22 protein-coding genes are annotated in these 26,900 nt (G+C 45.9%); 8 read left to right on the top strand and 14 right to left on the bottom strand.

Annotated elements, in window-relative coordinates:
• Nucleotides 1-516 (top strand): TetR/AcrR family transcriptional regulator (locus tag RH89_RS08310; RefSeq protein WP_004401052.1); only part of this gene is annotated, 516 nt, incomplete at its 5' end.
• Nucleotides 517-710: 194 nt separating this feature from the next.
• Here the strand turns inward: RH89_RS08310 and gyrA are convergent.
• Complete coding sequence (gene gyrA / locus RH89_RS08315; protein WP_004401053.1) at nt 711-3,326, bottom strand: DNA topoisomerase (ATP-hydrolyzing) subunit A; 2,616 nt, start codon at nt 3,324-3,326, stop codon at nt 711-713.
• Nucleotides 3,327-3,601: 275 nt separating this feature from the next.
• On the opposite strand from gyrA, the gene ubiG reads away from it, so the two are divergent.
• From ubiG to yfaE, 4 genes are all read left to right on the top strand, one after another.
• Complete coding sequence (ubiG, locus tag RH89_RS08320) at nt 3,602-4,309, top strand: bifunctional 2-polyprenyl-6-hydroxyphenol methylase/3-demethylubiquinol 3-O-methyltransferase UbiG (protein ID WP_004401054.1); 708 nt, start codon at nt 3,602-3,604, stop codon at nt 4,307-4,309.
• A gap of 686 nt (nt 4,310-4,995) precedes the next feature.
• Nucleotides 4,996-7,278 (top strand): class 1a ribonucleoside-diphosphate reductase subunit alpha, encoded by a 2,283-nt coding sequence (gene nrdA, locus RH89_RS08325; protein ID WP_004401055.1) that lies wholly within the window; start codon nt 4,996-4,998, stop codon nt 7,276-7,278.
• An 81-nt stretch (nt 7,279-7,359) separates the two neighbouring features.
• Nucleotides 7,360-8,493: a class Ia ribonucleoside-diphosphate reductase subunit beta gene (gene nrdB, locus RH89_RS08330; RefSeq protein ID WP_004401056.1), complete on the top strand. Its 1,134-nt coding sequence runs from the start codon at nt 7,360-7,362 to the stop codon at nt 8,491-8,493.
• On the top strand, nt 8,493-8,768 hold the full coding sequence (yfaE, locus tag RH89_RS08335) for a class I ribonucleotide reductase maintenance protein YfaE (protein WP_004401057.1): 276 nt from the start codon (nt 8,493-8,495) through the stop codon (nt 8,766-8,768). The genes nrdB and yfaE overlap by 1 nt, the downstream gene beginning before the upstream one ends.
• 27 nt (nt 8,769-8,795) lie before the next feature.
• Here yfaE and RH89_RS08340 read toward each other — a convergent pair whose 3' ends face one another.
• Together RH89_RS08340 and RH89_RS08345 are read right to left on the bottom strand one after the other, a co-directional pair.
• Entirely contained in the window at nt 8,796-9,077 is a 282-nt protein-coding gene (locus RH89_RS08340) for a hypothetical protein (protein WP_004401058.1), read from the bottom strand.
• Between the two features lie 219 nt (nt 9,078-9,296).
• Nucleotides 9,297-10,532, bottom strand: coding sequence for a CinA family nicotinamide mononucleotide deamidase-related protein (locus RH89_RS08345; RefSeq protein WP_004401059.1), 1,236 nt, complete (start codon nt 10,530-10,532; stop codon nt 9,297-9,299).
• Between the two features lie 219 nt (nt 10,533-10,751).
• Here RH89_RS08345 and RH89_RS08350 point away from each other — a divergent pair, with 219 nt between their 5' ends.
• From RH89_RS08350 to RH89_RS08360, 3 genes are all read left to right on the top strand, one after another.
• Entirely contained in the window at nt 10,752-11,642 is an 891-nt protein-coding gene (locus RH89_RS08350) for a DUF3943 domain-containing protein (protein ID WP_004401060.1), read from the top strand.
• A 185-nt stretch (nt 11,643-11,827) separates the two neighbouring features.
• Nucleotides 11,828-12,340 carry a glycine cleavage system transcriptional repressor gene (locus RH89_RS08355; protein WP_004401061.1) on the top strand — a complete coding sequence of 171 codons (513 nt, stop codon included), beginning with the start codon at nt 11,828-11,830 and terminating at the stop codon, nt 12,338-12,340.
• Nucleotides 12,341-12,514: 174 nt separating this feature from the next.
• A complete protein-coding gene (locus RH89_RS08360) occupies nt 12,515-13,252 on the top strand; it encodes a substrate-binding periplasmic protein (RefSeq protein ID WP_004401062.1) in 738 nt (245 codons plus the stop codon).
• 1 nt (nt 13,253) lies between these two features.
• Here the strand turns inward: RH89_RS08360 and RH89_RS08365 are convergent, their stop codons facing one another.
• From RH89_RS08365 to RH89_RS08415, 11 genes are all read right to left on the bottom strand, one after another.
• Complete coding sequence (locus RH89_RS08365; protein ID WP_004401063.1) at nt 13,254-14,258, bottom strand: carbohydrate kinase family protein; 1,005 nt, start codon at nt 14,256-14,258, stop codon at nt 13,254-13,256.
• 23 nt (nt 14,259-14,281) lie between these two features.
• Nucleotides 14,282-14,950 (bottom strand): D-lyxose/D-mannose family sugar isomerase, encoded by a 669-nt coding sequence (locus RH89_RS08370; RefSeq protein ID WP_004401064.1) that lies wholly within the window; start codon nt 14,948-14,950, stop codon nt 14,282-14,284.
• On the bottom strand, nt 14,947-16,083 hold the full coding sequence (locus tag RH89_RS08375; RefSeq protein WP_004401065.1) for a Gfo/Idh/MocA family protein: 1,137 nt from the start codon (nt 16,081-16,083) through the stop codon (nt 14,947-14,949). The genes RH89_RS08370 and RH89_RS08375 overlap by 4 nt, the downstream gene beginning before the upstream one ends.
• Complete coding sequence (locus tag RH89_RS08380; RefSeq protein WP_004401066.1) at nt 16,083-16,916, bottom strand: class I fructose-bisphosphate aldolase; 834 nt, start codon at nt 16,914-16,916, stop codon at nt 16,083-16,085. Before RH89_RS08380 ends, RH89_RS08375 begins: the two co-directional genes overlap by 1 nt.
• A 10-nt stretch (nt 16,917-16,926) precedes the next feature.
• Nucleotides 16,927-17,688, bottom strand: coding sequence for an ATP-binding cassette domain-containing protein (locus RH89_RS08385; protein ID WP_004401067.1), 762 nt, complete (start codon nt 17,686-17,688; stop codon nt 16,927-16,929).
• The gene (locus RH89_RS08390) at nt 17,681-18,718 is read right to left on the bottom strand and encodes an ABC transporter permease subunit (RefSeq protein ID WP_004401068.1); all 1,038 of its coding nucleotides are present in this window, start codon (nt 18,716-18,718) and stop codon (nt 17,681-17,683) included. The genes RH89_RS08385 and RH89_RS08390 overlap by 8 nt, the downstream gene beginning before the upstream one ends.
• Before the next feature lie 76 nt (nt 18,719-18,794).
• On the bottom strand, nt 18,795-19,772 hold the full coding sequence (locus RH89_RS08395; RefSeq protein WP_004401069.1) for an ABC transporter substrate-binding protein: 978 nt from the start codon (nt 19,770-19,772) through the stop codon (nt 18,795-18,797).
• Between the two features lie 382 nt (nt 19,773-20,154).
• The gene (locus tag RH89_RS08400) at nt 20,155-21,174 is read right to left on the bottom strand and encodes a LacI family DNA-binding transcriptional regulator (RefSeq protein ID WP_004401070.1); all 1,020 of its coding nucleotides are present in this window, start codon (nt 21,172-21,174) and stop codon (nt 20,155-20,157) included.
• Nucleotides 21,175-21,308: 134 nt separating this feature from the next.
• The gene (gene nspC, locus RH89_RS08405; RefSeq protein WP_004401071.1) at nt 21,309-22,442 is read right to left on the bottom strand and encodes a carboxynorspermidine decarboxylase; all 1,134 of its coding nucleotides are present in this window, start codon (nt 22,440-22,442) and stop codon (nt 21,309-21,311) included.
• A 105-nt stretch (nt 22,443-22,547) separates the two neighbouring features.
• Nucleotides 22,548-23,801, bottom strand: a complete 1,254-nt coding sequence (locus RH89_RS08410; protein WP_004401072.1) for a carboxynorspermidine synthase — start codon at nt 23,799-23,801, stop codon at nt 22,548-22,550.
• Between the two features lie 15 nt (nt 23,802-23,816).
• On the bottom strand, nt 23,817-26,705 hold the full coding sequence (locus RH89_RS08415; protein ID WP_004401073.1) for a pyridoxal phosphate-dependent class III aminotransferase: 2,889 nt from the start codon (nt 26,703-26,705) through the stop codon (nt 23,817-23,819).
• Nucleotides 26,706-26,900: the final 195 nt, after the last annotated feature.

Consider the following 26,900-nt stretch of genomic DNA (forward strand, 5'->3'; position numbering starts at 1 on the left):
ACTCATGCATTCAAACGAGTCACATTTAGGCTGATTGCTCAAAAAGTCGGAGTTAGCCCAGCACTGGTTGTTTACTACTTCAAAAATAAAGAACAACTTTTTGATCAGCTAATTGAAGAACACACACCTCGCCTGGCAAAAGAATTTGCTGCATTTAATTCACGCAGCCAGGTCCAGTTGTCAGAAATTATCGTTAAGTATGTCCAATTCTGGCAAGACCACCCAAATATCCCTGTCCTTCTGACACGTGGTGGACTAAGCCAGGATATTGAATCCAGAAGAAAACTGGAAGAATCACGCTTTAACCACGTGACTAAACAAACCCTGTATTCCGCGCTCAGAAAGGTGCCAGGATGTAATGAAATGAACATCGATTACTATTACATGCTCGTTTCTTCACTAAGTACACAGCCTTATTTAAACATTGATACAAAAGAAGACTGTAATAAATTCAATATCAGTGGCTATACAAGAATTCTGGAAGATTTAAAATTTGCTGCACCTGCTCTCTGCTAATAAAAGAACGTGACCTTAATTTGATTCAAAATTATCTAAGTCGATCAAAATATGCCTAAGTGGATATAAGTTCCCCCACTTAGGCATTTTATTATTTAAGTACTTTTTATTTAAAAGCGATTTCTAGATAGAGTTTTCTTCAATAAAAAAGCCGTTTCAAATGAAACGGCTTTCGTTATTTAATTTGCTGGACTTTACTCTTGTGAGTCATCCTGCTGAGCAGCGGGTTGCTCTGCACTGTTTTCTACTGATTCAGCTTCTTCACCTTCCGGCAAATCAGATTCCTCAACTTCATCAATGCGCTGCAAACCAACAACATTCTCGTCTTCTGCCGTTCTGATTAGCGTTACACCTTGCGTGTTACGTCCAACCTGGCTCACTTCAGATACACGAGTACGAACTAAGGTACCTGCGTCGGTGATCATCATGAACTCGTCGTTTTCTTCAGTCTGAACCGCACCAACTACGCAGCCGTTACGCTCAGAAACCTTAATAGAAACAACACCCTGAGTTGCACGACCTTTCGTTGGGTATTCTGCTAGTGGTGTACGTTTACCGTAACCATTTTGCGTAACTGTCAAGATGTCACCTTCGTTAGATGGGACGATCAAGGACACTACCTGGTCATTCTCAGCGAGTTTCATACCACGAACACCTGCTGCGGTACGACCCATTGCACGAACTTTATCTTCAGAGAAGCGTACGACTTTACCTTCTTTCGAGAACAGCATGATGTCGCTGTCACCGTCGGTAATATCAACACCAATCAAAGAATCGTCATCACGAAGGTTCACAGCAATCAGACCGTTTGAACGAACGTTAGCGAATTGATCCAGAGACGTCTTCTTAACTGTGCCGTCGCCCGTTGCCATAAAGATGTACTTATCAGCAGAGTACTCAGATACTGGCAAGATAGCTGTAATACGTTCACCTTCTTCCAATGGAAGAATGTTCACAATTGGCTTACCACGAGCATTTCGGCTCGCTTGAGGTAATTGATACACTTTCAGGCGGTACGTCTTACCACGGGTCGAGAAACATAGAATGTTATCGTGAGTATTCGCAACTAGCAGACGTTCGATGTAATCTTCATCTTTCATCTTCGTCGCGCTCTTACCTTTACCACCACGACGCTGTGCTTCGTAATCGCTTAGGATTTGGTACTTAACGTAACCTTCGTGTGATAGAGTCACAACCACATCTTCTTGAGCAATCAGTTCTTCCATGTCGATGTCGTGAACCGCTGCTGTGATTTCTGTGCGACGAGTATCGCCGAAACCGTCACGTACTGCTTCAAGTTCTTCACGAATCACTTCCATCAAGCGCTCTGTGCTTGCCAGAATGTGCATCAACTCAGCGATTTCTTCTAGAAGTGCTTTGTATTCATCAAGAATCTTTTCGTGTTCCAGACCAGTCAACTTATGTAGACGCAGATCCAGAATAGCCTGTGCTTGCTGCTCAGTCAGGAAGTACTGACCCTCGCGAATGCCGTATTGCTCTTCGAGCCAGTCTGGGCGAGCGGCGTCAGTACCAGCACGTTCAAGCATTGCCGCTACATTGCCTAGATCCCAGCCACGAGCCACAAGACCAGCTTTCGCTTCGGCAGGAGTTGGCGCATTACGGATCAGTTCGATGATTTCATCAATGTTCGCCAGTGCAAGAGCCAAACCTTCCAGGATGTGAGCACGGTCGCGAGCTTTACGCAATTCGTAAATAGTACGACGTGTCACAACCTCACGGCGGTGATCAACGAAGCACTTCAGCATGTCTTTCAGGTTAAACAGTTGAGGCTGACCATTGTTCAGCGCAACCATGTTGATACCGAAAGTAGTTTGCAGTTGCGTTTGAGCGTAAAGGTTATTCAAAACCACTTCGCCGACTGCATCACGCTTACATTCAATAACAATGCGCATACCGTCTTTATCAGACTCATCGCGCAGTGCACTGATGCCTTCTACTTTCTTATCTTTAACCAGTTCAGCGACTTTCTCGATCAAACGAGCTTTGTTGACCTGATATGGAATTTCAGTAACAACGATGGTTTCTTTACCATTCTTGTCGGCTTCGATCTCTGCTTTAGAACGCATGTAGATCTTACCGCGACCTGTCTTATAAGCATCAACGATGCCCTTACGACCACTGATTAGAGCTGCCGTTGGGAAGTCAGGACCTGGAATGTAATCCATCAGTTCATCAATAGTGATTTCTTCATTATTGATGTACGCCAGACAACCTTCGATCACTTCGGTCAGGTTGTGGGGCGGGATATTTGTTGCCATACCTACCGCGATACCAGAGGCACCATTCACCAGTAGGTTAGGAATTTTTGTTGGCAGTACCGCAGGGATTTGCTCAGTACCATCGTAGTTAGGTACGTAATCCACTGTTTCTTTGTCGAGATCAGCCAAAAGCTCGTGGGCAATTTTTGCCATACGAACTTCGGTGTAACGCATTGCCGCAGCAGAGTCACCGTCTATCGAGCCAAAGTTACCTTGGCCATCGACCAACATGTAGCGAAGCGAAAAAGGCTGTGCCATACGCACAATTGTGTCGTATACAGCACTATCACCATGTGGGTGGTATTTACCGATTACATCACCAACCACACGGGCGGATTTTTTATATGGTTTGTTCCAATCATTGCCTAGTACATTCATCGCGAACAATACGCGGCGGTGTACTGGTTTTAGGCCATCACGCACATCAGGAAGAGCACGACCCACGATTACGGACATCGCGTAGTCTAGGTATGAACCTCGAAGCTCATCTTCAATATTTACGGGCGTGATCTCTTTAGCTAGATCGCTCATAGAGCCATTATCCCTCTATAGTTTGATCGTATGTTAGATACGTACAAGGTTCAAAAATATAACACACAAATACCCCATTCGGCATCTCTTTCCCCTTCGTTTTATCAGGTTGTGACCTTGGTTGTGATTCAATCGATGAGAAATTGCACAGTAAAACTTTATCTGTATGAATTATAGCCAGATTATCAAGGTGAATTTCACAAAAATGGAAATCTGCTGTCCTGCGCATTTTCAGCCGTTATAATGCTCCCATCCTAATCTTTAATGTGATTGTTATGACCAAGCAGCAAAACGTCGATCCAGCTGAAATCAAAAAGTTCGAAGACATGGCTTCTCGTTGGTGGGATTTGGAAGGTGAATTCAAACCTCTACACCAGATTAACCCGCTCCGCCTGAACTATGTTCTGGACAAATGTGAAGGGCTATTCGGTAAGAAAGTGCTCGATGTAGGCTGCGGTGGCGGCATACTCGCAGAGAGCATGGCGAAAGAAGGAGCCGTAGTTACAGGGCTGGATATGGGTAAAGAACCGCTGGAAGTAGCGAGGCTTCATGCGCTGGAAACAGGCACTACCCTAACCTATGTACAAAGTACGGTAGAAGACCACGCCGCTGAAAACCCTGGACTGTATGACGTCGTAACTTGTATGGAAATGCTGGAACATGTACCAGACCCATTGTCTGTTATCCGTTCCTGTGCCGAACTGGTAAAACCGGGTGGCAAAGTCTTCTTCTCTACGTTAAACAGAAACGTTAAATCCTATTTGTTCGCCATTGTAGGGGCAGAACACTTACTTAAGCTGGTTCCAAAAGGTACTCACGATCACGATAAGTTCATAAGACCTGCCGAACTTCTCAAGATGATTGACACCACAGACCTTTATGAAGAGTCCATAACAGGTTTGCAGTACAACCCTCTAAACGACCGCTATTCTCTCGGTACTAATGTAGACGTTAACTACATTGTTCATACCACTCGTCAATAACTAGATCTATTGCTTTCCTGACCGCCTATCGAATCGTTAGGTGGTCTCTTTCAGGATTCTTTTGGCCTTCTCCATTCAATAAAATCAATTAGTGTTTCGTTGCGCATAAACCTAGTCACAGAGCGCATATTCACGAAGTTATCCTAAGCCCCAGAACTCACCATTTCATAGCCACATTCTGCATAATATAAATGCTCATTATGCAAATCGGATTTTCGCAAATTTGTGAAAAGTGAGACAATAATCAACAAATCTTATTTTTTGTAAAAAAGTAGAGGTTCCTCTCCTTTTTGCGCAATATCACAACGACTTGTGTGACCTTTGTACAGCTTGGTTTTGGAGACCTTTTTTCCTCAAAGATCAAGAAAAATATTTTTTACTCTGCTCATAATTAAAACAGTCTATGAGTGGATCATTTTTTACAGGTAATCTCTGCCTAAAATGATAGGTTAGTAGATACTTACCTTTTTTTTCTTCCCCCAACTTATCCACAAGTCGTGCAACTCTTCCAACTTGAAAAATCACCCACCGCGCACTATCTTGTAACTCGTTCAACCGAACAACACCACATATAGTGTTTTGAGTCACCATATGTGGTGGATATAGATCACAAAGCCGACTACAGTTTTACAAGAATTACCAAAGAAATACGGCTTTTAGCAGTTTCGTCAGGGAAATCTACCAGAATGAACCAACAACTAACTGTGACAAAAAGGGACGGTCGCAAAGAAAACATTGATTTGGAGAAGATCCATCGCGTTATCGCATGGGCTGCAGAAGGTCTGGACAATGTTTCCGTTTCTCAAGTTGAATTAAAGTCACACATTCAATTTTACGACGGCATCACAACGTCGGATATTCATGAAACCATTATCAAATCTGCTGCTGACCTCATCTCTGAAGAGTCTCCGGACTATCAGTATCTGGCAGCACGCCTAGCGGTCTTCCACCTGCGTAAAAAAGCGTACGGACAGTTTGAGCCGCCTGTATTGTTTGATCACGTAGCTAAGCTGGTTGACGCTGGCAAATACGATAAGCACCTGATTGAAGACTACACCAAAGCTGAATTTGAACAGATGAATGGTTTCATCGATCACTCACGCGATATGAACTTCTCATACGCAGCAGTGAAGCAGCTTGAAGGCAAATACTTTGTTCAGAACCGAGTAACGAAAGAAATCTATGAAAGTGCTCAGTTCCTCTACATTCTAGTGGCCGCTTGCTTGTTCGCGAAGTATCCGAAAGATACACGTCTTGATTACATCAAACGTTTTTACGATGCCGCGTCTACGTTCAAGATTTCCCTACCTACACCAATTATGTCTGGTGTACGTACACCTACTCGTCAGTTCAGTTCATGTGTTCTGATTGAGTGTGATGACAGCCTTGATTCTATCAATGCGACTTCCAGCGCTATTGTACGTTACGTTTCTCAACGTGCGGGTATCGGTATTAATGCTGGTCGTATTCGTGCACTGGGTTCTGAAATCCGCAATGGTGAAGCCTTCCACACTGGCTGTATCCCATTTTATAAGTACTTCCAAACAGCGGTTAAGTGCTGTTCTCAAGGTGGAGTTCGTGGCGGTGCTGCGACTGTTTTCTACCCACTTTGGCACCGTGAAGTGCAATCTTTGCTGGTACTGAAGAACAACCGCGGAGTTGAAGAAAACCGTGTACGTCACATGGATTACGGCGTACAAATCAACAAGATGATGTACTCTCGCCTGATTAAAGGCGGCAACATCTCTCTATTCTCTCCTTCTGACGTTCCGGGTCTGTATGACGCATTCTTCGAAGATCAGGATGAGTTTGATCGTCTGTACGAGAAATACGAAGCAGACGAATCGATTAAGCGCGAAACAGTTAAAGCGGTAGATATCTTCTCGTTATTGTTGCAAGAGCGTGCTTCAACAGGTCGTATTTACATTCAAAACGTTGACCACTGTAACACTCACAGCCCGTTTGATCCGGCTGTAGCACCCGTTCGTCAGTCTAACCTTTGTCTGGAAATTGCTCTTCCGACTAAACCTCTTAACAATGTTGAAGATGACGAAGGTGAAATTGCACTATGTACGCTTTCTGCGTTCAACTTGGGTGCAATTCAAAGCTTGGATGACTTTGAAGAGCTGGCTGACCTGGTTGTTCGTGCTCTGGATGCACTACTGGATTACCAGGACTATCCACTACCGGCTGCGCGTAAGTCTACAATGAACCGTCGTACTCTGGGTGTTGGTGTCATTAACTACGCTTACTACTTAGCGAAGAATGGCGTGAAGTACTCTGACGGCAGTGCAAATGGCCTGACTCACCGCACATTTGAAGCGATTCAGTACTACTTGCTGAAAGCATCGATGAACCTGGCGAAAGAGCAAGGTGCCTGCCCGCTGTTCAACGAAACAAACTACGCGAAAGGCTTACTGCCTATCGACACTTACAAGCAAGATCTTGACAAGATTTGTGATGAACCATTGCACTACGACTGGGAAACACTGCGTAAGGAAATCGTTGAACACGGTCTGCGTAACTCCACTCTGTCGGCACTGATGCCATCAGAGACTTCTTCTCAGATCTCTAACGCAACTAACGGTATTGAGCCACCACGTGGTTTCGTATCTGTTAAAGCATCTAAAGACGGTATCTTGAAGCAGGTCGTACCTGACTACGTAAACCTGAAAGACCAGTATGAATTGCTTTGGACCATTCCATCTAACAATGGTTACCTGCAACTGGTTGGTTTGATGCAGAAGTTTGTGGATCAGGCTATCTCGGCGAACACTAACTATGATCCAAGTGTTCAGCCAAACGGTAAAGTACCTATGAAGCTTCTTATGCAAGACCTGCTTACTGCATACAAATACGGCTTGAAGACGCTTTACTACCATAACACCCGAGATGGTGCGACGGACGAGCAGTCAGAAGCGGCGAAAGCTCAGGATGACGATTGTGCAGGCGGCGCTTGTAAGATTTAAAACTTTGGTTATTGAATCAAGGTAATAGATATAAACAGCCTCTTTGACTCTCAAAGAGGCTTTAAAGGATTTGAGGCATATATGGCTTACAGTACTTTTTCTCAAAAGAAAAACGATCAGCTAAAAGAACCTATGTTCTTTGGTCAGTCAGTAAACGTAGCGCGTTACGACCAGCAAAAATTTGAAATCTTTGAAAAGCTGATTGAAAAACAGCTTTCTTTTTTCTGGCGTCCTGAAGAAGTAGACGTGTCGAGCGACCGTATCGACTACAACAACCTGCCTGATCATGAAAAACACATTTTCATCAGTAACCTAAAGTACCAGACTCTGCTGGATTCTATTCAGGGCAGAAGCCCGAACGTGGCACTACTGCCGTTGGTTTCTCTACCTGAAGTAGAAACTTGGATCGAGACGTGGTCTTTCTCTGAAACCATTCACTCACGCTCTTACACGCACATCATCCGTAATATCGTGAACGATCCTGGTTTGGTATTCGACGACATCGTTGAAAACGAGCACATTCTTAAGCGTGCAAAAGACATTGCACACTACTACGACGATTTGATTCAGCTGACTAACGATTACCACCGCTACGGCGAAGGAACTCACAAAATCGATGGCGAAACTGTTGAGATCAAGCTGCATGATCTTAAGAAGAAGCTTTACGTTTGCCTCATGTCAGTTAACGCACTGGAAGCAATCCGTTTTTACGTGAGCTTCGCATGTTCATTTGCATTCGCTGAGCGTGAGCTAATGGAAGGTAACGCAAAAATCATCAAGCTTATAGCTCGTGATGAGGCGCTTCACCTTACGGGTACTCAGCATATGCTGAACCTGCTTCGTAACGGTCAGGATGATTTCACGTTCATGCAAATCGCTGAAGAGTGTAAGCAAGAATGTTTTGATCTGTTTAGAGATGCAGCTGAGCAGGAAAAAGAATGGGCAGAATATCTGTTCAAAGACGGTTCAATGATCGGTCTGAACAAAGACATCCTTTGTCAGTATGTTGAGTACATCACTAACATTCGTATGCAGGCAGTAGGTCTGGATGCGGCATACCCTGAAGCAAACTCTAACCCTATCCCATGGATCAATGCTTGGTTGTCTTCAGACAACGTACAGGTTGCACCACAGGAAGCAGAAATCAGCTCTTACCTAGTTGGTCAGATTGACAACGAAGTGGATGCAGAAGATTTCGGAGACTTCGAGCTGTAATGCAGAAAATCAAAATCAACGAACTCAACCCAATCACTAGTAGTGGAAGAACGCTGCTAGAAGAAATGGAACTGGCTGGTTTTGAGCCAGAATACAATTGCAGAGACGGTCATTGCGGTGCATGTCGATGTGAATTGAAGTCTGGTGAAGTTGAATATGTTGGTTTTGCTATGGCATTTACACAGCCAAAAGAAATTTTGCCCTGCATATGCAGGGCAAAAACCGATGTAGAATTGGAAAAAGTAAACTATCAGCTAAAGGTCAAAACAGCCTGATTTTTGTGTTTTTGACCTACATTTCCGTCAATTTGCAGCGTCTTGAATGCACTCAGAATTGCTTAAACCTGCATATTTTTTGAGTAAATATTCAGCTGTTTTGGACGAAATATCTTTCTCACCTATTGGTTTTCCACCATCATCAAACAGAGACATTCTGTAACCACCATTTGGGGTATCATTGTCTGCTCTGGGCGCTTCCAACCAAGTTGATACCAAATCACTGACATGTTGGCTATGTGCTTCTCCCAACAACACTTTTTCACCGGATACACGGTACCAAACTTTGATCATCGTTTGTGTAATCATGGGTCCCTCCAGATCGCAAATGAAGTGAGTAAAGGTGTCAATATGTTGTTCTGACCTTCTTATATTAGCTAATTTTTCGCCAATCCCAAGACTCATTTTAAAGAAAATGTTGAAAAAAACACTTGCATAAAACGTGATTTGTTTTCTTTCGTTTTTTGGCTCTCATTACTCCTTGAGACGCAAAGACAATTTTGTTGTCAATGCTTTTCCTTATAACTTTTACACCGCAGAATTTGGCACATAGAGCTCTTTTTTTCTAACCAGAGAACTATATCGTCCAAAGACAGCTTTTTGCTCTAAATGACGCCTTAACATGTCCAACATCACTGCGGCAATCAGGCTGCGTTTATCCTGCTTGGCATAGTTTCTGGCGAATTCCAGCACTTGCCCCCACTCGCCGTTTCCTGTTGATAGTGCGATGGCAAACACGTTGTCTTTCAATTTTCCACAAGACAAGCCAAACGTCGCTTTGCCATTTTCGCGAGTTGCCGCCGCAAGCGCTAAAGCGGCGGCCAGAGGATCCTGTTCAACCAAATTTTTATCCATTTGAGTGTTCATCACCCAGCTTTGCTTAAGCTGTTGCGCTACTAGCTCATTTTCGTGGACCCAACTCGTTAAAAAGCCGCCACTGGCTTGCTCTGCAATAGAGAGCGTTGTTCCTGTTTCCGCTAACAATGCACCAACATTGTCGATCATAGGCTCATCAACACTCACTACATTGTCTTTTAAGTGTCCGTATACCACTTGAAGCAGCTTGAGCCTGCGTTCCATGTCCGCGGCAGGTCCGAAGATTTTAACTTCAATGAATGGCATGTATGAGCGATAACCCAGCTCGTATTCTTCAGGCAGTTTAATAAGGTCTAACTTGTCTGAAATACCGGACTCAGAAAGCCCCACAGTGTAAATTCGGCTACATTCGGAAGGTAAGATGTCACGATGTTTATCGCCCAGGCTTGGCAGAATTTGCTCGCATACCATCTTTTTAAATTCACTTGGAACGCCCGGTGTGAAGTAGAACATGGCTTTGTCGATTTGCATTTCGAACCCACAGGCTGTGCCAATTGGGTTATCTATAATACTGGCTTTTTCAGGCAACATGGCTTGTTTTAGATTGCTGTCTGGCATTGTTAGCCCGCGACGAGTGAACTTCTCTTCAAGAACGGTCAGCCACTCCTGAAACAAAATCAGCTTTTGGTTCGCTGCTTTTGCCGCTGCTGAAGCCGTCAGGTCATCAGTTGTAGGACCCAAACCTCCATTGACAATCACCACATCAAATGTCTTGCTCAGACGTTCGATTTCGTCCTGAAGCACATCCAACTGATCGCCGACGGTAGAGCGGGCAGAGAGCTGAAACCCACTCTGATACAGCGTTTCACCAAGCCATGACGCATTGGTATCCACAATGTCGCCATGAAGCACCTCCTCACCGGTACTCAACATTGCCACTTTCAACATAAACCTAATCCTTTATCTTTCGAATTGTTGTTATTTTCACAGTTCTGCTACGCAAGCTGACTCAAATTAGTCAATTATTTTCTGTTCAACTATTCTTCTTAGACCGTGTTAAAGGCTGATATTTTTCAATTTTTTAACGATCAAAGTGATTGCATCTATGATTCGTACAGGAAATAATGCTCAGCTCACTGTTATTGGTTATTCTCAACGGAGATCTCTGTGCGACTGAAGTCACTGTCTACCGCATTGCTTGCATTTACAACTTCGACTCAAGCTGCTGATTTTGATATCGACAACTTATCCTATGACTTGAATAGCGGCTATGACCATCAGAGCTACAGTCTTAACATTGATACAAGCATAAATCCATTCTATCTGTCTTTTAATGACAATATTGAGACGAACCCTGAAGTGGAGCAGCCGCTCCCGCTTTACCTGCAAGTACAGCCAGAAAAGGATTGGCAGTATCTGAAAGAGCAGACCTATACCATTCTTGGACTGAGTGTCGCGACTGTCGGGTTAATGACTCTGTTGCCAGAAAGCATCACCAAGTGGGATGCCGAAGCACGTGACATGAGTAAGCTCGGTAAGAAGTGGGTCGATAATGTTAGCCAGGGACCTGTCTGGGACCGCGACGAACATTTCCTTAACTACATCATGCACCCTTATTTCGGTGGTGTTTACTACACCGCTTCCCGACACGCTGGATTCAATGAGTTTGAGTCGTACCTCTACTCGTTGACCATGTCTACCTTGTTCTGGGAGTTTGGCGTTGAGGCATTTGCAGAAATCCCTTCGTGGCAGGACATTTTCATTACTCCATTTTTCGGCGCAGTAGTCGGTGAATTGATGTTTGAAGGCGAGCAGAGCATCGTTGCCAATGGTGGAGAGGTACTAGGCTCTGAGACGCTTGGCGATGTTTCCCTGTTCTTCTTAAACCCAGTTGGTCACATTCATTACTGGGTAACCGATGCTTGGGGCGGAGATGCGAAATTCAATTTCAGAACGACTCCGTGGACTGGTTACCAAACCGATGTCGACTTAGCCGTTAACCCACAAGGACCTCTGGACAAGCAATTCTACGGTATGGAATTGACCATCACGTTTTAAGCTGCAGTCGGAATTCATTAAAGCGCCTTCTCAGGCGCTTTTTCAGTTTTTAGAGCTATGCCCGCCCCTCTTTTAATAAACTTGATTACTATCATATTTCCCTACCGGTAAACCTCTAAACTGATATCACAGAGCAAATTTTTGGCTCTGAATCAGGTCAATAGCCTTAAGATAGGAGGATGCGTATGTACACGACCTTCATAGTGAGCTTTGTAGGAACTGCGACCCCAACCACAATCAAAAAACTGGCTTCCATTACTCACGACAACGGAGGCAAGTGGCTACTCAGTAAGGTGAATTTCATCGAACATCAGGTCGCTGCCGTCATCAAAATCGAGTTACCTTCGGAAAACGAAGACACAGTCAAAGACGCGTTTGCTCAAACACCCGACCTTCTGGTTCAATTCAGCAATGCAAACGACCTCAGCAATGAAAAAGATACCATCCACCAGCTCAGGTTGGATGCGAATGACCGGGCGGGTATTGTCAATGAAATCAGCCATGTGCTGGATGGTCAGGGCGTCAGTATTTTAGATATGGATTGCCAGCGCGTGTTTATCGCCGGAGGAGGCGGAGTCAGCTCCAGCCTGTTTAGTTCAACAATAGCAGTTAAAATTCCAAAAGAAGCGAACATCAAAGACATCATCAATGAGCTAGAGTCTCTTAGCGAAGATACGCGAGTCGTTCTGGAAAGTTAATAAACTGAGCCCAAGCCGCAGCGAGTTTGGGCTCTCTACTCTCGGGTTTTAAAACAAAACCCGCACATTCCTCTGTATTCCTGTCTTATATTTAATTTCATCAACAAGAATAGTTTCAGCTCACACAATTATTGGTTAACCTTCAGGTTAATGGTTGTCTGAATTACTGAGCCTATGAATAAAATTGCGCTTGCTGCTATCGCCCTTTGCAGTTTAATAAAATCACCCGATTCAAACGCAGATACGCTGGTACTGACATCTCTTGAGTGGCCACCTTACACCAGCCAATACCTCTCTGATCACGGTGCATCTTCTGCAGTTGTTAAAGCAGCTTTACAGGCAATGGGACACAACCTTGAAATTCGTTTTTATCCTTGGTCAAGAGCGGTTCGGCTTGCAAAGAACAACAAGGATTACGCTGGCTATTTCCCGGAGTATCATCTTGAATCCGACGACCTTCTACTTTCTGATTCCATCGGTTCCAGTACTTTGGGCTTCGTCGAGCGCGTTAAGGATCCAATTAAATGGTCAACATTGTCTGATCTCAAACCCTATAGTATTGGCGTGGTTCAGGATTACGTTAATACCAAGGAACTGGACGAAAAAATAGCAAACGGCACGTTGCGCGCTTCTCCTGTTTTAAATGACGCATCTAACATCCGTAAATTGGGAGCTGAACGCATTTCCATCGCTGTAATAGATGAATACGTCTTTCAATACCTAATGGAAAACGATCCCAAACTCGATTTATTGAATGGTGAGTTGCAGATGAACGCCAAAAGACTAGAAAACAAAGAGCTGTTTATTGCGTTTACTAACGACGATCTGGGTCGAAAATGGCGGAAAATCATTAATCAGGGACTGAAGAAGATCAAAGTCAATCAGATTGCCACCCAGTCGCTTAACCAATAACTTACAAACCGTGCTTTTTGCGGATTTGGTGAATAGAAACCAGCGAATCAACCGTAGTATACCCTTTCAGGCATTCGGCAGCATTGGCATTGGCCAGATGAAGTGTTTTTACAGGGCTAATTTCATTGTAAATTCCCCAGAGACATGCGCTGCAAAATGCATCCCCCGCCCCTACGCTGGAAACAATGTCTTCAGAACTGAGTGCCAGGCTCTCCACCCATATTGAATCCCCATACTTTGAAACCCAAGCCGCCCCTTCTGGCATATGGATAATGACGTTCTTGTTCACGCCTTTTTCAAGCAGCGCCTGACCCGCCGCTAAAACATCATCTGAACTGATGCTGCCCTCTTTTCGCAGAGTCTTTTGCAAACAGTACCCCGCCTCAAGTTCATTAATGATCAGGTGATCAACGTACTTCAGGCAGGGGGTAACCTGAGAATCCACATCTCTTATCTCGGTCGACACCATATCTAAACTGGTCTCTAACCCAAGAATCTTTAGCTGTTTTAGTGCTTTTACGGCATAAGGTAGACCGTTGGCATCTAGGGAGTCCATGGTTTTAAGCAGTAATAGATAACCAAAATGCGCCATCTTGATGTTCCGCATCCCAATTGCGGTGTAAGGAATATCGACAGGGGAAAACTTCGCTGATACACCGTCTTGGTAAAAAAACGTGCGCTCTCCGGTTTTTGCATCCGTCATGACATGAGTGTGAGCCGTGATTCCGGGAATCGACTTAATCCAGGAGTAATCAAACCCGTACTGATGGCAAACATCGAGAACAAACTGCCCGTACTCATCATCGCCCACAACACCACACCCGTAAACTGGAACGGTGTCATCCAGTACACTCAAGCCTATAGACACATTAAATGCGCAACCGCCCGGTCCCTTAACCTGATTCTCGATCAAGCCTAAACCAGATTTTTCTGGCCAAGGCGAAACAAAATGCACAAGGTCAACGATCCAGTTGCCAATGCACAAAATCCCCTGCCGCTGATCCATAACCAACCTGCTCCGTAGCCAGCCTACTTGAGTTCATTCCACAATGGGTAGATCGCTGGCTCATCCTCGATAATGTCAGAGAAACGACCAAGTGGCTGATCAAAATAGTTATCTCCGTTGTCATCATTCGCCATCGAGACTTCCCCCGTCAGCACCGGACCTTTACCCTTCTCACCATAGAAACGATGCATCAACCCCGTAGGGATTCGGATGCTCTGCCCAGGCGAAAGAATGATTGGTTCAAACGGTTTTACCTGTACCCATTCACCATCAACTGTCACCTTAATGTCTTTGTCCAGATGCTCACCTTTCCCGTTGACTTTGACACATTCGACCACCAAATTTCCGCCACCTCGGTTGATGATGTCTTCCACTTTCTTTTTGTGGTAGTGCAGCGGCGTTTCTTGTTCCTCTTTGACCATCATGATCTTTTCGGCATAAGGCACGCTGTTTTTATCAGACTGATCTCCGTTTCGAATGCAGAACAACACCAGCCCTCGCTGATCGAATCGGTCTTCATTAAAGTCCGTCACATCCCACCCGAGCTGATATTGGTTGTTGTATGCCGCAAGATCTGAGTTTTTCTGCCAAGCATCTTTACTCCACTTCCCCCAGCGTGGAAGTTTGAAATGGAATTGTTCCATCAAGGCTTCCGCATCTCGTATCGCTTGGTTGACCTGAGATCGTTTCATTGTATTTCCTCCACGGATTGATTCTGATGAGACAGCAAAGCTGCTGTGAAAATTTGGTGCTGAATAAACGCCTCTTGCGGCGTCACACATTGGAAACCCGACACACTTCCCGTTGCGAGTTCATCGACAAAAGACGCCCACATTTGCTGAACCGCATCGGTAAAACCAAACTCCATGATCCCACCCGAAATGGTGGAATAAGCAGGCAGGTAGCCAACTGGTACGGTTTGCCAGATTTGCTTGCCGCCTGCTTCATATTCCATCTTCTGATACTGATTTGGATTGGCAGTGGAAAAGCGATAGCTTCGCTTGGTGCCATGAAGTTCGAAGTACCAGGAATTGTTATGCCCCGGCGCAATTCGGTAGGTTTTTAGGCGAACAGGAAAGCCCTGATCTTCCCATCTTGCCTGACAATGCAAGTCGGCATTTTCATAGGTATCGCAATCCACCCATTCGCCCTGTGTATTCTTACGCTTCTGAACAACATCGCTCAATTGGGCGTACACAGATTCAAACCCCCATCCTAGTTTGAGAGGTACATGAAGAATATGCATACCAAGGTCACCCATGCACCCGTATTCGCCACAAAATTGTTGCTGCCGCTTCCAGTTGATGGGTTTATCTGGGTTGATATCGCTCGAATGCAGGAAACCAATGTCGGCATACAGCAACGTATTATCTGAGCTGGGTTTGAGTTCTCGAATTAACGCCTGCATGGCTGGATAGAACGGGAACTCAGAGGTACAGCGCACGAACACATCCGGGTGAGATTCAATGCACGCTAAGATCTTTTCTGAAGCTGATTTGTCTATCCCAAACGGTTTTTCTGCGAAAAGATGTTTGCCCGCTTCGATGATGTCGATATACAGCTGTTCATGAAGATGATGAGGGACAGCGCAATAGATGGCATCAATAGATTCATCATTCAACAAATCGTGATAGTCAGACGTATAGCGTGTGATGCTGGGAAAGTTGTCTTGATACCAGCCATAAATGGATTCATTGGTATCACATAGCGCCACGATTTCTGGTTTACCGGATACCTCGGTCAAATGACACCAGCGCGCTGCAGCGGAGGCAAATTCCTTACCCATCATGCCGCCGCCTATAATGCCAAATCGTATGGTTTTCATTACGCGTCCCCAATCATTGCTTTTGCATCTTCCGGCGTTGTTCCCTGGTGAACCACCGCCATTAGAGCGCGAGTGATGCCCGCAGGATCGTGGTGTTGTATTACGTTACGCCCGTAAACAATCCCTTTTGCGCCCTGCTTCATCAACTGAGCAGTGCGATTCAAGATTTCATCATCACTCACTCTCCCGCCCCCTCGAACGAGTACTGGCACTCGCTGGGCAGTTTCTATCACCTTGTGATACTCGCTCACGTCATCACAGGGATCGGCTTTAATGATGTCGGCACCTAACTCGCTGGCCTGGCGAACCAATGGCACGATCTTACTTAGGTCCCCATCCACCATATATCCACCTGCCTGACTATTGGGCTGCATAACTAATGGCTCAACCATCAACGGCATGGAGTAGATTTCACACTCTTTTCTGAGCGCGTTAATGCGCGTTAAGCACTGGCGATACAAATCCGTTTCATTCGGCAACTGCAATAAATTCACAACAACGCAGGCTGCATCTAGCCTAACCGCTCTCTCCACTGGGTTTTCTATCATTTCCGAGAAAATGGGTGGAACCAATTCCGTCCCATAGCAGTTGGCAATGTCTGTTCTTAATACCAAAGCCGGTTTTTTTGGCTTGTTCATCCCTTGCAGAATACGTGCGCTGCCCGGTGGAAGCTGAATCGCATCTGGGTCCGCTTCCACAATGGCAGAAATCGCCTGATCCATATTTTCGATACCCTGGAGAAATGCCCCCTGATTGAACATGCCGTGATCAATCGCGACATCAAAACAGTGTCCGGACTCTCCAAACAGCCGGTTCATTCTTGCTTCTAACATGTGATTTTCCTTAACCTGCAACCATTAAATGCACCAGCTCTTCGCTGTTGGTTTCTTTCGCTTCTCGTACACCAACAACCTGCCCTCGGCGAAGAACGGTAATTCTGTCTGACACCGCAAACACATCATTCATGTTGTGAGAGATAAGAATGATGGCGACGCCCTGTTCTTTGAGCTTTAAAATCATCTCCATTACTTTGCGCTGCTCGGGTACACCCAGTGCCGCTGTGGGTTCGTCCATAATCAGTACTTTGGCTTGCCAGTACACCGCTCGCCCGATGGCAATCGCCTGTCGCTGACCACCCGACAAACTGAGCACGGGTTTCTTCAGTGAGGCTTTTGGAATGATGATATCGAGTGGCTTGATGACCTCTTCAGCCACCTTGGTCATGTAGGCTCTGTCCAATACGGGAAACACCCCTAATCGCTTGGTTTTGGGTTCCCGACCAAGAAAGATATTGCTGCCCACATCCAGATTGTCGGCCAACGCCAAATCCTGATAGATAGTTTCAATCCCTGAACTTCGTGCTTGCGACGGGTCTTCGAAGGCGACATCCTCATCTTGGTAAGTCATGGTGCCGCTATCGGGAATGTAGACACCAGACAAGGTCTTAATCAGAGTGGACTTACCCGCTCCGTTATCCCCCACCAATGCCATAACTTCGCCGGGTCGAACTTCAAACGACACCTGTTTTAGCGCTTCGACGCCCCCGAAGGTTTTGCAAAGATTAGACGCCGACAGGATGGGCTTTGCTTGTTCAGCACTATTCATCGTGACCTCCTGTCAGCTTAGATTTCGACTGGTCAATGAACACTGAAACTATGATGACCACACCAACCGCCACAAACTGCCAGAATGGTTCAACATCAATAAACACTAAGCCAAACTGGATAACGGCGATGATCAATGCTCCGATCAATGTGCCGATAACAGTGCCGTAGCCGCCAAACAAACTGGCGCCTCCAATCACCACAGCCGCAATGGAATCCAGCAGCATAGGCTCGCCGGCCTGCGCTGCTCCAGCAGAGAAACGGGCGGTGTAGGTCGCACCAGCCAAGCCTGCACATAAAGCCGCAAGAATATATACCCAGGTCAGCTGGCGTTTGACTTTAATGCCTGAGCGAATCGCCGCATTGCGATTACCACCAATCGCATAAGTGTATTGCCCGAATTTGGTTTGAGATAGCAGATAGTGCGCGAGAATAAGCACCGCAATGGCAAGCAAAACCGGATAAGGAATGCCTAATAATTTCCCATTGCCAAAGGCATACAGGTAGCTGTTGTTGACTGGGACCGTGGTGCCGTCAGCAAAAATGAACCCCATCCCCCTTGCAACACCATACATGCCTAATGTTCCGATAAACGGCGGGATAGCGAGCCTCGCAATCAAGGTGCCATTGATGACACCGGGAATAAAGGATGCCAACAGCGCTGCACCGAACCCTACTATCAGTGCAATAAAGGTATCCGCTGGCATCAAATTCATGGTAGCGGCCATAATGACCGAGGCAAAACCCATGATGAATCCCAGCGACAAATCGATGCCCGCCGCTATGATCACAAAGGTTTGACCAATGCCCAGTAACAATGGGGCAGCAGCAAATAAAGCAATACTTTGCAGCGTGAAGCTGTTGCCCAGAAATGTAGTGTCAAACATCACTTGAGACCACACTTCAAAAAACAGAAGTAATAAAGTTAAAAATAACCAGGGCCAGGCTTTGCTCAACCACTCCAGCCAGGAAAATCCTGAATTTTGAGCAGACGACTCCTCTGCCTTTGTGGTAGATGGAACACTAGACATAAAAATACCTATCTATGGATTTAGGTTTGTAATTAGAATGCTGACTTAGGGCAGGACGCGCCTGCCCAGTGATTCTTTAGTCGGAGTACACGTATTTACGGATGTCTGGTGAATCGATATTCGATTTATCCATCACCACAAACCCGGTTCCGATATGAGTAGGTACAGCCTGACCTGTTAACAACGCATGGGCAGTCATGACACCGTAGTAACCCATGGTGGCAGGTTGCTGAGCGACAGCAATGTCGACCAAACCACTTTTAATGTCCTGAACAATTCTTGGCAATGCATCAAATGCCACTACCTTAATCTCGCCCACTTTACCCAGCTTCTTCACACCTTCGGCTGCACCCAACGCAGAAAACGTGTTGGCACCAAACACACCTGCAAGGTCTGGATTACGTGCGTAGACTGCCTGAAGTTGTGATGCCGACTTGTTGGAATCATCTTCGTTGTACTGAATCTTCAGAACTTCTACATCTGGCCAGCGCTTCATCTCATCCATAAAGCCTTCTGCGCGTTGGTCAGTAGTGGAAATGCCAGGTTTCACACTTGCCACATACACCTTGCCTTTGTAACCAATGGATTTCGCCAGTGCTCGGGCAGCAATTCGACCACCTAGCACGTTGTCGGATGCGATATAACTGTCGACAAAATCGCCTGGACCACTTCCATCCTGATAGTTTCCGTCATCAATGAATGTATCTACTGTAATCACGCGAATACCCGCATCAGCGGCTTGTTTTAACGGTGCAATCAACTGTTGTTTATCGACCGGAGAAATCAAAATCGCATCTGGTTTTTTGGCGATGATGGCGTTCAAAATAGGCACTTGAGCGGTGGTGTTCCATTCGCGCGGAACCTGAAATGCCAGGTCAGCACCAATGGCATCTGCAGCGTGTTGCGCGCCTCTGTGCATGGTGAAATAAAATGGATCAACAACCCCAGGGATCAGGGCAAGCTTGAGTTTCTCAGCAGCATTTGTCATTTGGCTGAACATTGCAGCCAAACCCAGAATCGCTGTCAGGGTGGCAACTTTCACGGTATGTTTCATCGTTTTCCTTCCTTGTATCAGATGGGATGACACGGGCATAACATGGCTGTGAAAAAGAAACGCTTCCTATCTTTTGGATCTTTTTCCAGATGCCCAATTCTCTAACCGATTCGTTAAAGTTAACCCTATGTTATATTTTGACACGTGTACAGAATCAAAAATGAGAAAGGTGATTTAGTGAACAGTTTTGTGAACCAGAATAGAACACGCGATGGTAACTATTTGTTTTAATTAAACTTAAATACAAATGAGGTAGTTAAACGGATAAAAGCCCCTAACTATTTTGAAAGTAAAGTGCTTTTATTTTTAGGAAAAACATTCTGTAGCTTGAGGAAAAATAAGAAGATCTTTGACAAGATCACATCGTTACTTTAAACCTCAACTAAGCAGACAAACGCTTCACTAAACGGGAATGAATGGTGACCTCTCGAATAATCTCCGGCTCCAACACCGCATCAACCACCGCCCTCGCCATTTGACTGCAACTTTGCTTCACTGTGGTCAGGGGTGGAGTCAAAAATGGCGCGAGTTCAATGTCATCGTGTCCTGCCAGCAAAACCTGTTTCCCGACTTTTACCCCTGCGTTGTTTAAGGCACTTAACGCGCCTACTGCGATGTTGTCATTCATGCAAATAATGCCGCATTTCTCATTCGCCCAGTCGGTTTCTTGCAGCCACTTAAAGATCATCGTGTGTCCGTACGCAGCGTCTGGCCAGGTGATGTCTAAGTCTTCATCTACGATGAATCTGGGCGTTAAGCCAGCGTTCTCCATGCGATCGCAATAACTCTTTCTGCGAGTGGTAATAGACGGTTTTTCAAGCTTCTTGGGTACATCCAGGTAGAAAGGATGAATGCCTTTTTCGAGGAAATAATCACAGATGATTTCCAGACTGTGTCTGTTATCGTTAACCACATAACTCGCGTTTTCCAACAAACAGTTATCCAGCCAGACAATGTGTATATCGTGACGCAGTGCTTCGAAAAAACGTACTGACGCTTCATCACTTGCCGTTGGAACCAAAATCAATGCTCTCGGTTTTAAACTGCGAAGCGACTGAATGATTTTGCGCTCTCGTTCTGCATCACCATGGGTGCTCTGCACAATCAGGTTTAGACCTTTCTCGTTAGCGAAATCTTCAATGTGTTTCAGCGTATCGGAATAGAAGCTATCAGTAGTGGAAGGCACAACTGCTGCAATCAGAGAACTCTGCCCTTTTACCAAGTTTACAGCGTGCTGATTGGGCACGTATTGCAAGGCTTCACAAGCCGCTTGGATGCGCTGAATGGTCGCAGGCTTGAGAGACATGTCTCCATTGAAATACTTGGAAGCAGAAGCACGAGAAACTCCGGCTAATTTAGCAACGTCCGTCATGGTCACAGCGTTAGAGGGTTTACTCGACATGCACTTCCTTATCACGTTAATCATCTTCCTTAGATGAATTTTTCAGTAATCTTTACACGAGTCAATAGAGAAGATAACAAAAGGGCGAATACGCCACGTATTCGCCCTATTTAGGTATTCTTTTTTATCTAGCCCTAAGAAACAGACCACTGAGATAAAGAACGTTTGAAGTCTGAGTAGTCAAACTCGTTCAGTTTCTGAATGTCACCATTGGAACGTTCACAGTAAATGGAAGGCATCTTAAGTCCATTGAACCAGTTGAGTTTCACCATGGTGTAACCGGCACTGTCCATGATATGTAGCTTCTGCCCAATCTCTAGTGGCTGGTCAAAATTAGCGACACAGAACTGGTCACCGGCCAGACAAGAGCATGAACCAATGACATATTCATGTTCACCATTTTCAGACGCTTCTAAGACTGACGCAGGCTCGTCGTAGATGAGCGTGTCCAGACGGTGAGCTTCAGTTGCTGAATCAACAATCGCTGTCTTCTTCTGATTTTCAACGACATCCACAACCGTCACTACCAAGTCAGTCGTTTTCGTAATGATCGCTTCACCAGGCTCCAGATACATCTGAACACCGTGTTTTTCAGAAAAGGCTTTCAGTGCCAAGCCAAGTTTTTCAATGTTATAACCTGGCCAAGTGAAGAACACACCACCGCCCATGCTGACCCAATCCAGTTTATTCAGGTATTCACCAAACTGCTCTGAGATGGAATCCAGCAGACCGATAAAGGCATCAACGTCTTTGTTCTCACAGTTCATGTGGAACATCACACCATCAATGGAATCGAACACTTCAGGGTTGATGTGGTCAGCTTGCACACCTAAACGAGAAAACTGACGCGCTGGGTTTGCTAAATCTTGCCCCGCGTAACTCACCCCAGGGTTTAAACGCAGACCAATTGAAGCTTTGCCTTCAACAATATGACGATATGCCGCCAGCTGGTTTTGTGAGTTGAAGATCATCTTGTCACTGATGTCGGCGACCTCACGAACATCGTCTTCGCTATAACCAACGCTGTAGGCATGCGTTTCGCCACCAAACGTTTCGTGCCCAAGTTTGACTTCGTATGGACCCGAGCTTGTCGTTCCATCTAAGTAAGGTTTGATGATGTCAAACACGCCCCAAGTAGAAAAACACTTGAGCGCCAGCACCAATTTCACTCCAGAAATCTCTTTCAGTTGTTTGGCTTTCTCTAGGTTCGCAATCAACTTATCTTCATTGATCATGAAGTACGGGGTTTTCAGTTCGCTTTTTTGCATTCTTAGTCCCTTGAGTGCTTTAACAAATAAAGCACTTTAAAATCGAACAAAGCCGACGCAGTGGCATCGGCTTTAGTAAATTCAAGATTAGCCTGAGCTAGGTTCTTACTTTTTCAGTTCGTGAATATTGGGAAGTCCCTGCCCTGCTTCCAGTTCCTGCACATGCCAGTCAAGACCAATAGTAGGCATGGTTTCAAGGAACGGATCCGGATCTAGCTGTTCCATGTTGAACACACCTTTGTCTGCCCACTCACCACGGAAGAATTGCAGCGCCGCAGTAATGGCTGGTACGCCTGTAGTGTAAGAAATAGCTTGGTGCTCAACGTCTTCGTACGCGACTTCATGATCAGCGTTGTTGTAGATAAATACGCTGCGCTCTTTACCGTCTTTCTTACCCTGAACCCAAGTACCGATACACGTTAGACCTGTGTAACCCGGCGCAAGAGATGTTGGGTCTGGCAATAGCGCTTTAAGTACATGCAAAGGCTGGACAACCGTGCCGTCATGTAGAGTCAGTGGATCTGGGCTTAACAGACCAATATCGCGCATAACATTGAAGTAGTTCAGGTAACGATCACCGAAGCCCATCCAGAATTCAATGCGTTTTGCTGGAATGAACTCTTTCATTGAACGCACCTCATCGTGCGCCATCGAGTAAACTTTGTGAGAGCCACAGTTCGGGAAATCAAACTCAAGCATACGAGAGTGACAAGGAACTTGTTTCCACTCGCCGTTTTCCCAGTAGAAAGAGTCGCCCTGGATTTCTAGCATGTTGGTTTCAGGATCGAAGTTAGTGGCAAACTTCTTACCGTGATCACCTGCGTTCACGTCCATTACGTCGATGGTATCAATCTCATCAAACAGGTGCTTCACTGCGTATGCAGCGAATACAGATACAACACCTGGATCAAAGCCCGCCCCTAGAATACCTGTAATGCCCGCTTCTTCGAACTTCTCGCGGTAACCCCACTGCCAGTCATACGCTTCTGGTACTTGCTGACCTTCAGAGCAAAGGTCTACGGCAACGGATGTATCAAGGTAAGAGACTTTCGCTTGGTAACACGCTTCCATGATGGTCATGTTCACCCAAGGAGGACCTGCGTTAATCACTAGGTCAGGTTGTACTTCCTTGATGAGTGCAACTAGAGCGTCGACATCGTCTGCGTTTACTGCGCGAGCTTCCAGCTTCTTGGATGGATCTTTCAGGTTGTTTTTCTTCTGAATAGATTCGATGATTTTTTCACACTTGCCTACAGTACGTGAAGCAATGGTGATATCACCCAGCACGTCGTTGTTCTGAGCCGCTTTGTGTGCGACTACCCAACCTACGCCGCCTGCACCAATTTGAAGAATTGCCATTATTCTTGTCCCTTATTATTTCGCTAGTTCAACCGCTAGTTGGTCGATGTCGTTTAATAGTTTTTCGAAGTCTGACAGAGCCAGACACGGATTTAAAATTGTGAATTTCAGCGCTGACTGACCGTTTACCGTGGTCTCACCCAGTACCGCAATGCCGCGAACCAAGGCTTCGATGCGCACCTTCTGGTTCAGCTTGCACAGATCATCAACCTGGTTATTGGTTACTCGGAATAGCACCGTTGACAATGCAGGTTCTGAGAGCAACTCAAAGCCCTTGCGTTGGTGAACCAGATCCGCCACTTGTTGTGTTTGCTCAAGCAGATGGTCATACATATCGCCTAACGCTTTTGGACCCACGTTTTGCATAGTCATGAAGACTTTCAATGCATCAAAACGCTTAGTTGTTGCGATGGATTTGTCGACCAGATTAGGCAGCTCATCGTGTTCGCGATTAAGGTAATCCGCATGGTGAAGCAGGAACTTAAAGTTCGCTTTATCCTTCACCAATAGAGAACCGCAACTGATTGTTTGGTAGAACAATTTGTGGAAGTCCACGCTCACAGAATCTGCACGTTCAATGCCCGACAATCGCGCCTTGTGGCTGCTCAGGATCAATGCGCCACCGTAGGCACCGTCAACGTGCATCCAAAGTTCGTGTTTTTTTGCTGCATCGGCAATGATGTTCAGATCGTCTATCGCACCGTGGTCGGTTGTGCCAGCAGTACCCACTACCGCAAATGGAATCAGACCCTCTGCTTTGGCTTGCTCTATGGTTTCTTGTAGCTTGGTCGCATCCATAGTGCCGTTTGGCAATGCATCAACAGGCAATACGGCTTTCTCACCTAACCCCATCCAAGATGCGGATTTTTGCACGGTGAAGTGTGCTTTAGCTGAGCAAACAATGCGAAGCTTGTCTGCATAATCTGGCAAACCAAGTTTTTGGATGGAGTGACCGCTGAGTTTGTCTGCAATCCAGTCACGTGCCAGCATCAAACCCATTTGGTTGCTTTGTGTGCCACCGCTGGTAAAGATACCGTCAGCGTCTTTACCTAGCTCATAACGTTCACACAACCAGTCCACGACTTTCTGCTCTACATAAGTGGCAGAGGAGGCCTGATCCCAAGAATCCATTGACTGGTTCAGTGCCGCGATCATTGCTTCTGCAGCTACCGCTGGCATCAAAGGAGGCGTGTGAAGGTGGGCAATACAATTAGGGTGTTGCGTGAAAATCGCGTTCTTAGCGACCAGATCGGTTGCACCAGTGATAACGTCTTTCAGGCTTTCGTTCGACGCATCCAGATTCACCCCATTGATTTGGGCTTCAAGCAGTTTTGGATCCATGCCGGAGTATGGCTTGTCCACTTGCTCGAACAATTGTTTCATGGCTTTGGTTGTATGATTCATTACCGAAGCAAACTCATCAGCACCTGTTTCACCCGTCTGGATAAAATGCTTTTGCCATTCGCTTTCTTCTGGCGTTTCGTCTTTCAGACCACCACCAGCAACTAGCATCGCTTCTTCAATCACTCGCAGTGCAAAATCGATTTGCTCAAACGAGATGATAAGAGGCGGTAGGAAACGAATCACCGAACCTTCACGACCACCTTTCTCAACCATCAAACCGCGCTCAAGCGCTGCTCGCTGAATCGCTAGTGTAAGATCGCCGTCTGCAACGGGTTCGCCGAATTTGTTTTTCTCGCCATTAGGGTTCTGGATTTCAACACCCAGCATCAGACCTTTGCCACGAACTTCGGCAATACACTTCACTCGCTTCTGGATTCTTTCTAATCCAAGACGAAGGTACTGACCCGCAATGTTCGCGTGTTCAACAAGGTTGTCGCGCTCAATGATTTCCAGCGCTTTTGCACCTGAAACCATCGCGAGTTGGTTACCACGGAACGTGCCTGTATGCTCACCCGCTTTCCAGGTGTCGATCTCTTTGTTGAAAACAAGCAGAGACATCGGCAAACCGCCACCAATTGCTTTAGACAGGCAGAGAATGTCTGGAGAAATGCCGGATTCTTCGAACGCAAAGCGGTAACCAGATTTACCGACACCACACTGGATTTCATCAAAAATCAGCAGGATACCGTGCTCATCACAAAGGCGACGCAGTTCGCGCAACCAGAATGCCGGAGCAGGAATTACACCACCCTCACCTTGTACAGGTTCAACAATGATCGCAGCTGGCTTCATGATGCCCGCTTCGTCATCATTCAACAGACGCTCCATGTAGCGAATGCTGGCTTTTGCACCTTCATCGCCACCCAATCCGAACGGGCAGCGTAGGTTGTATGGAAACGGCATAAAGTGAACGTCAGACATCAAACCCGTGCGACGCGCTTTGGTGCCAAGGTTACCCATCATGCCCATAGTGCCATTGGTCATTCCGTGGTAAGCACCTCGGAATGCGAACATGGTGTTGCGCCCAGTGGTTTGCTTCGCCAGCTTGATCGCCGCTTCTACTGCATCGGCACCAGAGGGACCACAGAACTGAATGGCAGAATTTTTGGCAAACTCTTCAGGCAGAAACGCTTTAACGCGCTTGATGAAGGTGTCTTTGGCTTTCGTGGTGATATCAAGAGTCTGGTACGGAAGACCAGAGTCTAGTTGATCTTTTAGTGCTTGATTGATCTCGGGATGGTTATAACCCATCGCAAGTGTGCCTGCACCAGCAAGGCAATCTAGAAAAATTTGTCCACGGGTATCTTCCACCAATGCACCATATGCACGCTTGATGGCAATTGGTAAACGACGCGGATAAGAACGTACTTCCGACTCATGTTGTTCTTGGTCGAGTAATACTTGGTCTGGAGTCAGGTCATAAACGCCTTCAACCCCAGGAACAACAGATGAGAAAGGTGTATTGGAGCGTGATGCGTCCATTTCAAAAGCTGTGCTCATCGCAAAAAACCTTTTAAATAGCGCCATTTCAAATTATTGATTTTGAATAGCAAAGATTCGCTTTCATTAACGCAAATATAGATCTTTGGCGTATTAGAAAAGCAATAGAAAGCAACCTGTGTTTGTCATGCAAACAAAGGCAAGGGTTTAGCAAAGTGTGCTAATAGAGAAATGTGCGACGTATCAAGGTTCAGT

The sequence above is a fragment of the Vibrio nigripulchritudo ATCC 27043 genome, assembly GCF_000222685.1.
GTDB lineage: Bacteria > Pseudomonadota > Gammaproteobacteria > Enterobacterales > Vibrionaceae > Vibrio > Vibrio nigripulchritudo.

What these genes read in the sequence shown, in the direction of transcription:
- RH89_RS08345 (WP_004401059.1), bottom strand. Translation starts at nt 10,532, where the DNA reads ATGTTGAAAGTGGCAATGTTGAGTACCGGTGAGGAGGTGCTTCATGGC.
- RH89_RS08390 (WP_004401068.1), bottom strand. Translation starts at nt 18,718, where the DNA reads ATGTCTAGTGTTCCATCTACCACAAAGGCAGAGGAGTCGTCTGCTCAA.
- RH89_RS08360 (WP_004401062.1), top strand. Translation starts at nt 12,515, where the DNA reads ATGAATAAAATTGCGCTTGCTGCTATCGCCCTTTGCAGTTTAATAAAA.
- RH89_RS08365 (WP_004401063.1), bottom strand. Translation starts at nt 14,258, where the DNA reads ATGGATCAGCGGCAGGGGATTTTGTGCATTGGCAACTGGATCGTTGAC.
- RH89_RS08400 (WP_004401070.1), bottom strand. Translation starts at nt 21,174, where the DNA reads ATGTCGAGTAAACCCTCTAACGCTGTGACCATGACGGACGTTGCTAAA.
- RH89_RS08370 (WP_004401064.1), bottom strand. Translation starts at nt 14,950, where the DNA reads ATGAAACGATCTCAGGTCAACCAAGCGATACGAGATGCGGAAGCCTTG.
- nrdB (WP_004401056.1), top strand. Translation starts at nt 7,360, where the DNA reads ATGGCTTACAGTACTTTTTCTCAAAAGAAAAACGATCAGCTAAAAGAA.
- RH89_RS08340 (WP_004401058.1), bottom strand. Translation starts at nt 9,077, where the DNA reads ATGATTACACAAACGATGATCAAAGTTTGGTACCGTGTATCCGGTGAA.
- yfaE (WP_004401057.1), top strand. Translation starts at nt 8,493, where the DNA reads ATGCAGAAAATCAAAATCAACGAACTCAACCCAATCACTAGTAGTGGA.
- RH89_RS08380 (WP_004401066.1), bottom strand. Translation starts at nt 16,916, where the DNA reads ATGTTAGAAGCAAGAATGAACCGGCTGTTTGGAGAGTCCGGACACTGT.
- RH89_RS08355 (WP_004401061.1), top strand. Translation starts at nt 11,828, where the DNA reads ATGTACACGACCTTCATAGTGAGCTTTGTAGGAACTGCGACCCCAACC.
- RH89_RS08415 (WP_004401073.1), bottom strand. Translation starts at nt 26,705, where the DNA reads ATGAGCACAGCTTTTGAAATGGACGCATCACGCTCCAATACACCTTTC.
- RH89_RS08375 (WP_004401065.1), bottom strand. Translation starts at nt 16,083, where the DNA reads ATGAAAACCATACGATTTGGCATTATAGGCGGCGGCATGATGGGTAAG.
- ubiG (WP_004401054.1), top strand. Translation starts at nt 3,602, where the DNA reads ATGACCAAGCAGCAAAACGTCGATCCAGCTGAAATCAAAAAGTTCGAA.
- RH89_RS08395 (WP_004401069.1), bottom strand. Translation starts at nt 19,772, where the DNA reads ATGAAACATACCGTGAAAGTTGCCACCCTGACAGCGATTCTGGGTTTG.
- RH89_RS08385 (WP_004401067.1), bottom strand. Translation starts at nt 17,688, where the DNA reads ATGAATAGTGCTGAACAAGCAAAGCCCATCCTGTCGGCGTCTAATCTT.
- RH89_RS08410 (WP_004401072.1), bottom strand. Translation starts at nt 23,801, where the DNA reads ATGGCAATTCTTCAAATTGGTGCAGGCGGCGTAGGTTGGGTAGTCGCA.
- nspC (WP_004401071.1), bottom strand. Translation starts at nt 22,442, where the DNA reads ATGCAAAAAAGCGAACTGAAAACCCCGTACTTCATGATCAATGAAGAT.
- nrdA (WP_004401055.1), top strand. Translation starts at nt 4,996, where the DNA reads ATGAACCAACAACTAACTGTGACAAAAAGGGACGGTCGCAAAGAAAAC.
- gyrA (WP_004401053.1), bottom strand. Translation starts at nt 3,326, where the DNA reads ATGAGCGATCTAGCTAAAGAGATCACGCCCGTAAATATTGAAGATGAG.